Source organism: Pedococcus sp. 2YAF34 (assembly GCF_052114585.1).
In the GTDB taxonomy this organism is placed as follows: domain Bacteria; phylum Actinomycetota; class Actinomycetes; order Actinomycetales; family Dermatophilaceae; genus Pedococcus.
In genome coordinates this window covers 1-6,353 of record NZ_JBFRFA010000068.1, presented here as the reverse complement: position 1 = coordinate 6,353, position 6,353 = coordinate 1, and the positions used below count along the sequence as shown (strand labels likewise).

Annotated in this window: 7 protein-coding genes; 4 read left to right on the top strand and 3 right to left on the bottom strand. The window is 72.3% G+C overall.

Going from position 1 to position 6,353, the window contains the following annotated elements; all coding sequences use genetic code 11:
• Positions 1-83 precede the first annotated feature (83 nt).
• From AB4Z02_RS18780 to AB4Z02_RS18770, 3 genes are all read right to left on the bottom strand, one after another.
• Positions 84-2,285 (bottom strand): MDR family MFS transporter, encoded by a 2,202-nt coding sequence (locus AB4Z02_RS18780; RefSeq protein ID WP_441972874.1) that lies wholly within the window; start codon positions 2,283-2,285, stop codon positions 84-86.
• Positions 2,285-2,881: a MarR family winged helix-turn-helix transcriptional regulator gene (locus tag AB4Z02_RS18775; protein ID WP_441972872.1), complete on the bottom strand. Its 597-nt coding sequence runs from the start codon at positions 2,879-2,881 to the stop codon at positions 2,285-2,287. The genes AB4Z02_RS18780 and AB4Z02_RS18775 overlap by 1 nt, the downstream gene beginning before the upstream one ends.
• A 104-nt stretch (positions 2,882-2,985) precedes the next feature.
• Positions 2,986-3,432 carry a MarR family winged helix-turn-helix transcriptional regulator gene (locus AB4Z02_RS18770; RefSeq protein WP_056882989.1) on the bottom strand — a complete coding sequence of 149 codons (447 nt, stop codon included), beginning with the start codon at positions 3,430-3,432 and terminating at the stop codon, positions 2,986-2,988.
• 102 nt (positions 3,433-3,534) lie between these two features.
• On the opposite strand from AB4Z02_RS18770, the gene AB4Z02_RS18765 reads away from it, so the two are divergent.
• Genes AB4Z02_RS18765 through AB4Z02_RS18750 form a run of 4 tightly spaced genes read left to right on the top strand, consistent with a single transcriptional unit; the run spans position 3,535 to position 6,256 of the window.
• Positions 3,535-4,206, top strand: coding sequence for a hypothetical protein (locus tag AB4Z02_RS18765; RefSeq protein ID WP_441972870.1), 672 nt, complete (start codon positions 3,535-3,537; stop codon positions 4,204-4,206).
• Positions 4,207-4,218: 12 nt separating this feature from the next.
• Positions 4,219-5,448 (top strand): pyridoxal phosphate-dependent aminotransferase, encoded by a 1,230-nt coding sequence (locus tag AB4Z02_RS18760; protein ID WP_056882987.1) that lies wholly within the window; start codon positions 4,219-4,221, stop codon positions 5,446-5,448.
• Positions 5,448-5,888 carry a fluoride efflux transporter FluC gene (locus AB4Z02_RS18755; protein ID WP_441972868.1) on the top strand — a complete coding sequence of 147 codons (441 nt, stop codon included), beginning with the start codon at positions 5,448-5,450 and terminating at the stop codon, positions 5,886-5,888. Before AB4Z02_RS18760 ends, AB4Z02_RS18755 begins: the two co-directional genes overlap by 1 nt.
• On the top strand, positions 5,885-6,256 hold the full coding sequence (locus AB4Z02_RS18750; protein ID WP_441972866.1) for a fluoride efflux transporter FluC: 372 nt from the start codon (positions 5,885-5,887) through the stop codon (positions 6,254-6,256). The genes AB4Z02_RS18755 and AB4Z02_RS18750 overlap by 4 nt, the downstream gene beginning before the upstream one ends.
• Positions 6,257-6,353: the final 97 nt, after the last annotated feature.

Below are 6,353 nucleotides of genomic sequence, written 5' to 3'. Positions count from 1 at the left end.
GTGCGGGAACCCGCGGGGGATTCCCGCACTTCGCGCTCACTGAGGTGGGCGGCGCCGGTACCGAGCCCGGGGCCGCCTTCCCGTTACTGCTGGTGGCTGCGCTGGGCCAGCTCGCTGGTCCGCTCGGCCTCGAGCCGGGCGCGGGCGATGATCGCCTCCGCCTCGGCGTGCGCGGCAGCCACGACCTGGTCGGCTGTCGCCTGCGTACTGCGCAGGAGCGTGAACTCCAGGTCGTGCAGCGCGTCAGCCGCTCGGTGCTGGGAGTGCCGCCCCTCGGAGGGGTGCTCCAGCTCCTCGATGATGGCCGCGAGCCCGGTGTGGAAGTGGCCGAGGGCCGCGTCGACGTCGCGCCCGAGGCCCTGGAGCAGGTCGCGTGCCGCCACGATGGCGTCGTCACCGGACCGGACCCGCGAGCGCACCTCGTCCTGCGCCGAAGTCAGCACGTCGAGCGCCGCCAGCGCCTTGAGCTCGTGGGACTCCGACGGCGACTCCTGGGCGAGCGCGCGGGAGGCGCGCGCCTCGGACCGGTGGGCCGACGTACCGTGCCCGGCTGCATCTCCCACGCCGGCCGGCTCCGGGGCGGTGCCCGGCGCGGCCTCGACGTCCGTCCCCGCCATGGCCTCCCCCGCGGTCTCCTCGGGAACGGCCTGCACGGCCTCCGCGATGGCGGGGGCACCGGTGCCGGTCGCGGCGGCGGTGGCAGCCTCGTCCGCCATCGACACCGTGGTGCGCAGCTCGGTCTCCTTGACGAACAGCACGGCGAGCAGGGCCACCACGCCGAACGCCGCGGCGATCAGGAAGATGTGGCCGGTGGAGTCACCGTAGGCGGCGCGGACGATCTCCCGGATGGGTGCGGGCATGTCCTTGACGTCCAGGGTCCCGGTGCCGCCGCCCGACTGGGCAGCCGCTGCGGCCTTGGGCCCGAGGGCCTTCAGCCCCTCGACGATGTGGTCGCGGACGCCGTTGGCGAGGACCGCACCAAGGACGGACACACCCATCGCGCCGCCGAGGGTGCGGAAGAACGCGATGCTCGCCGACGCGGCGCCGATGTCACGGACGTCGACCGAGTTCTGCACGGCGAGCACGAGGTTCTGCATCATCGCGCCCATGCCGAGGCCCATGAGGGCCATGGCGGTGCCGATCTGCCACAGCGGGGTGAGGTGGTCGAGCCGGCCGAGCCAGACGAGACCGGCGGTGAGGAACACGCCACCGATGACGATGATGCCCTTCCACTTGCCGGTGTTGCTGACGAAGCGACCACCGAGCGTCGAGGACACGAGCAGCGCACCCATGAGCGGGATGGTGAGCAGCCCCGCGTGGGTCGGGCTGTAGCCGCGGGAGATCTGGAAGTACTGGGTGAGGAAGGTGGTGCCACCGAACATCGCGACCCCGACGGCGACGCTGGCGATGATGACCAGGCCGGTGGTGAGGTTGCGCAGCAGGCGGATCGGGATGATCGGCTCGGCTGCCCGGAGCTCCACGACGATGGTCAGCGCGAGGCCGAGAAGGGTGCCGCCGAGGTAGAGCGCGGTCTGCGTGGACCACCACGGGAAGTCGTTGCCCGCGAAGGTGACCCACAGCAGGGGCAGCGAGGACGTGATCGCGATGAGGACGGCGCCGAGGTAGTCGATCTTCGGCATGCGCTTCTCGGTGGTGATGTGCAGGGTCGCCTGGAGGATGAACATGGCGATGATCGCGAGCGGCACGCAGACGTAGAACGTCCAGCGCCAGCCGAGCCCGCTGTCCACGATGAAGCCGCCGAGGAGGGGGCCGCTCACGGTGGACACGGCCATGACGGCGCCCATGTAGCCGGAGTAGCGACCGCGCTCACGCGGGGCGATCATCGCGCCCATGATCGACTGGGTCAGGGCCGTGAGGCCGCCCATGCCGAGGCCCTGGACGACGCGGCAGCCGATGAGGAAGCCGACGCTGTGGGACTGGCCCGCGGCGATCGAGCCGAGGACGAAGACGGCCAGGGAGAGCTGGACGAGCAGCTTCTTGCTGAACAGGTCGGACAGCTTGCCCCAGATCGGCGTGCTGACGGTGGTGGCCAGCAGCGACGCCGTGATGACCCATGTGTACTGGCGCTGGGTGCCGTGCAGGTCGCCGATGATCGTCGGCAGCGCGGTCGAGACGATGGTGCTGCTGATGAGGGCGGTGAACAGGCCTGCGAGCAGCCCGGTCATGGCCTCGAGGATCTGCTTGTGGCTCATCTCGTCGACGGCGGGGCGCGCGGCCGGCGCGGGCGGCTGGCTGGGGAGCGCGGGGGCGGTGGTGGACGACATCACTGGCTTTCGGTGGCGGGCTGGGTGGTGGGAGTGGTCTGGTCGACAGCCCGGGCAGCCGCGGGGTGCCCGGGGCGCAGGCTGGGGGCGAGCCCGCTGTGGCGAGGGGCCCCCAGCTCGGCCGCTCGGAACAGCGCCTGCTCGAGCTGGGCGAGGGTGGAGGGCATCCGGGCGATCTCCTCGTCCGGAACGCCATCGAGGGCTGCCCGGAGGATCTCCGCGTACTCGCGCTGGATCGCGGCGAGCTGCTCGCGGCCGGCCTCGGTGAGGATGATGTGGCAGGAGCGGGCGTCGTGCTCGTCGCGCTCGCGGGTCACGAGGCCGTCCTCCTCCAGGCGCGGGAGCACGCGGCTCACGACCGAGGGGGCGACCCCTGCAGCCACGGCGAGGTCGCCGGGGCGGTCGTGACCACCAGTGGCCCGGGACAGTGCCTTGAGGACGGCGACGGGGGTGCCGGACGCGCCGAGCTGGTCGTGCCGCTGACGGGCGACGGCCCTGCTGGCGCGGATGAGGCTGGTGAGGGCGGCGATGACCTCGAGGGGCCCGTCAGGACGGTCGGTGCCGGCGGCGGGCCTGGTCGCGAAGCTGGTGACCACGGCTACTCCTTTGGTTGCAGAACACAACCATAAACCTAGTTGGTTGTCCTATGCAACTTGTCGCGGCGCAGGGCAGGGCCAGGCGGCGCGGGACCAGGCCGGCGCTAGAGAGCGGTGTCGTTGAGCTGGCGCAGCAGGCGGGCCAGCTCGGCGATGTCGTCGCCGTCCCACGTCGTCAGCTGTGCGCGCAGCCGTTCGCGGCGGCCCTGGAACGACCGCTCGAGCGCCTCCGAGCCCGACGCCGTGAGCCGCACCTGGCGGGCCCGGGCGTCGGCCGGGTCGGGGACGCGCTCGATGAGGCCGAGCTCCTCGAGCACGGAGAGGTTGCGGCTCATCGTCGACTTGTGCAGGCCGAGCACCTCTGAGATGTCGCCGCCACGGGCACCTCCGCCCGCGTCGCCGAGGTCACGCACGGTGACGAGCACGGCATACCCGGAAGGGTCGAGGTCGGGGTGCACCTCGGTCGCGGTGCGCTGCTGGGAGCTGCGCGCCCGGCGCAGCAGCCTGGTGAGCTCGACCTCGAGCTCGCCGAGGGGCGTCGTGGGCGGCATGGGGCCAAGCGTAGGGGCGCCGGCGGCGGCTCCGCTGCCGCTCCGGCGCAGTCGCCCCGGCCGGGAGCGGCGCGGTCACACCGGCCGTGACAAGGTGAGGCGGTGCAGGGACGCCAGAGGTTTCACGGCCAGATCGCCGGGGTCGGCAGCACCAGCGGCGCGCGGGTCGTGGTGGGGCGGTGGACCGCCTCCCCCTTCGGCACCTTCGCCGACGTCATGCTGGAGCAGGCCGACGGACACCGGGTGCTGCTGGCCCCGACGCCGCAGGTGGCCGAGTTCGTCGCCGACACCTACGTCTTCGACGAGGTGGTCGTGTGCCCGGTCAGCGCCGCGGCCACGCTCGGGCGGGCGGGCACCCCGGAGGGCTCCCGGTGGGACGTCCGCGCCGGTGACCTGGCCGTGCGCTTCACCGTCGGCGGCCGGGCACCGCTCGGGACGCTGCTGCGCGCCGTACCCGGTCGCGTCGCCGACAGCACGGCGTTCGCGACGCTCGCCGACCCGGTCGCCCGCCTCACCCTCCGGGGCGTGCGCACGCGCGGCCAGGCCCGGTCGGGGCGGCGGGAGTGGTACGCCGCCCACGACCTGCACCGGATCACCTCCCTGACCGGCAGGTGGCGCCGAGCCGACCTCGGCGCGCTGGCGGCGGTCGACCCGCCCACCCGGTTCGGCTTCTCCTCGACCCCGCGGACGCCGGGTGTCACCTCGGTCGTGACGACGGTCGAGGTGCTCGGTGTTCGCGGAGTGGCGGGCGGAGCACCTCCGACCGTGGTTTGACACACTGCAGCCGTGCGCCGCATCACCCAGTCCCGCAAGCTCCACCAGGTCCGCTACGACGTTCGCGGGCCGATCCTCGTCGAGGCCCAGCGCCTCGAGGCCGAGGGGCACAAGATCCTCAAGCTCAACATCGGCAACCCGGCACCGTTCGGCTTCGAGGCCCCGCAGGCCGTGCTGCAGGACATGGTCCACCACCTGCCCAACGCCCAGGGCTACAGCGACTCCCGCGGCATCTACTCGGCCCGCACGGCGGTCGCGCACTACTACCAGTCGCGTGGGCTGACCGACACGCACGTCGACGACGTCTTCATCGGCAACGGCGTATCCGAGCTGATCTCGATGGTGCTCACCGCGTTCGTCGACGAGGGCAACGAGATCCTCGTGCCGGCGCCCGACTACCCGCTCTGGACGGGCGCGGTCACACTCGCCGGCGGCACCCCGGTCCACTACCGCTGCGACGAGTCGAACGGCTGGAACCCCGACCTCGAGGACATCGAGTCGAAGATCACGCCCAACACCCACGCCCTGGTCGTCATCAACCCCAACAACCCGACCGGCGCCGTCTACAGCGAGGACGTCGTCAAGGGGCTGGTCGACATCGCCCGCCGCCACGACCTCGTCCTGATGTCCGACGAGATCTACGAGAAGATCCTCTTCGCCGACGACCAGTACCAGCCGGTGCACCACCACACCGCGACGTATGCCGGCGACGACGTGCTCTGCCTGACGTTCAGCGGGCTGTCCAAGGCCTACCGCGTGTGCGGCTACCGCGCCGGCTGGGTCATGGTCTCCGGGCCGAAGTCGATGGCGGGCGACTTCCTCGAGGGGCTGACGCTGCTCGCCAACATGCGCATGTGCGCCAACGTCCCCGGGCAGCACGCGATCCAGACGGCCCTCGGCGGCTACCAGTCGATCGAGGAGTACATCCACCCCGGCGGCCGGTTCTACGAGCAGAGCAAGACCGCGTGGAGGCTGCTCAACGAGATCCCCGGCGTCTCCTGCGTCGAGCCGCACGGCGCCCTCTACTGCTTCCCGCGCCTCGACCCCGAGGTCTACCCCATCGAGGACGACCAGGCGTTCGTCATCGACCTGTTGCGGGAGAAGAAGATCCTCGTCACCCACGGCACGGGGTTCAACTGGTTCGAGCCCGACCACTTCCGGCTCGTCACGCTGCCCGACGTCGAGGTGCTCACCGAGGCGATCGGCCGGATCGGGGACTTCCTGGAGACCAAGCGCGCCTGATGACCCCGCGCCCACGAAGCCGCGCACCCCGAAGCCGCGCACCCCGAAGTCGTGTCGGGCTGCTCGTCGCCCTGTCCGGCGGCGGCATGCTCGGCTCGCTGGGCCGGTACGCCGTGGGCCTGGCCCTGCCCCACGCCGCGGGGGCGTTCGCGTGGTCGACCCTGCTGGTCAACGTGACCGGGTCGCTGGCCATGGGCGTGCTGGTGGTGTGGGTGCTGTCCATGGACCGGCCCCACCCCCTGTTGCGCCCGTTCCTCGGGGTCGGGGTGCTCGGGGGCTGGACGACCTTCTCGTCCTTCACCCTGGACGCCCGCACCATGGTCACCGCTGGCCACGGCCTGCTCGCCGCGTCGTACGTCGTGGGGTCGTTCGCCCTGGGCCTGGTCGCCGTCGGGGTCGGGGTCACGCTCGGCGAGCGCGCGTTCGGACCTCGCCCGTGACGGTGACCTCCGCGCTGCTCGTCGCCCTGGGTGCCGCCGCCGGCGCGCCGCTGCGCTTCCTCGTCGACCGGTGGGCGCGCAGGCACAGCCGCGCCGGCACCACCTTGGGCACCCTCATCGTCAACATCGTCGGCTCGTTCCTCCTCGGGGTGGTGGCCGGCCTCCCCGACGCCTCCTCCTGGGTCATGCCGCTCGTCGGGATCGGCTTCTGCGGCGCGCTGACGACGTTCTCGACGCTCGCCTTCGAGCTCTGGGTCTTCCTCGAGCGGCACGAGTGGAAGCCGTTCGCCGCGACCCTGGCGCTCTCGCTCGGGGTCGGCCTCCCCGCCGTCTGGCTCGGCTGGTCCACGGCGCCCCTGCTCGCCTGAGCGCTGCCCGGCTGCAGCCGGCCGGCCAGACCGTCGGCGACCGCGTACGCCGCGCGGCACGGTCCGCCGCTCGGCACCGCGCCGGCGCACCTGGGTG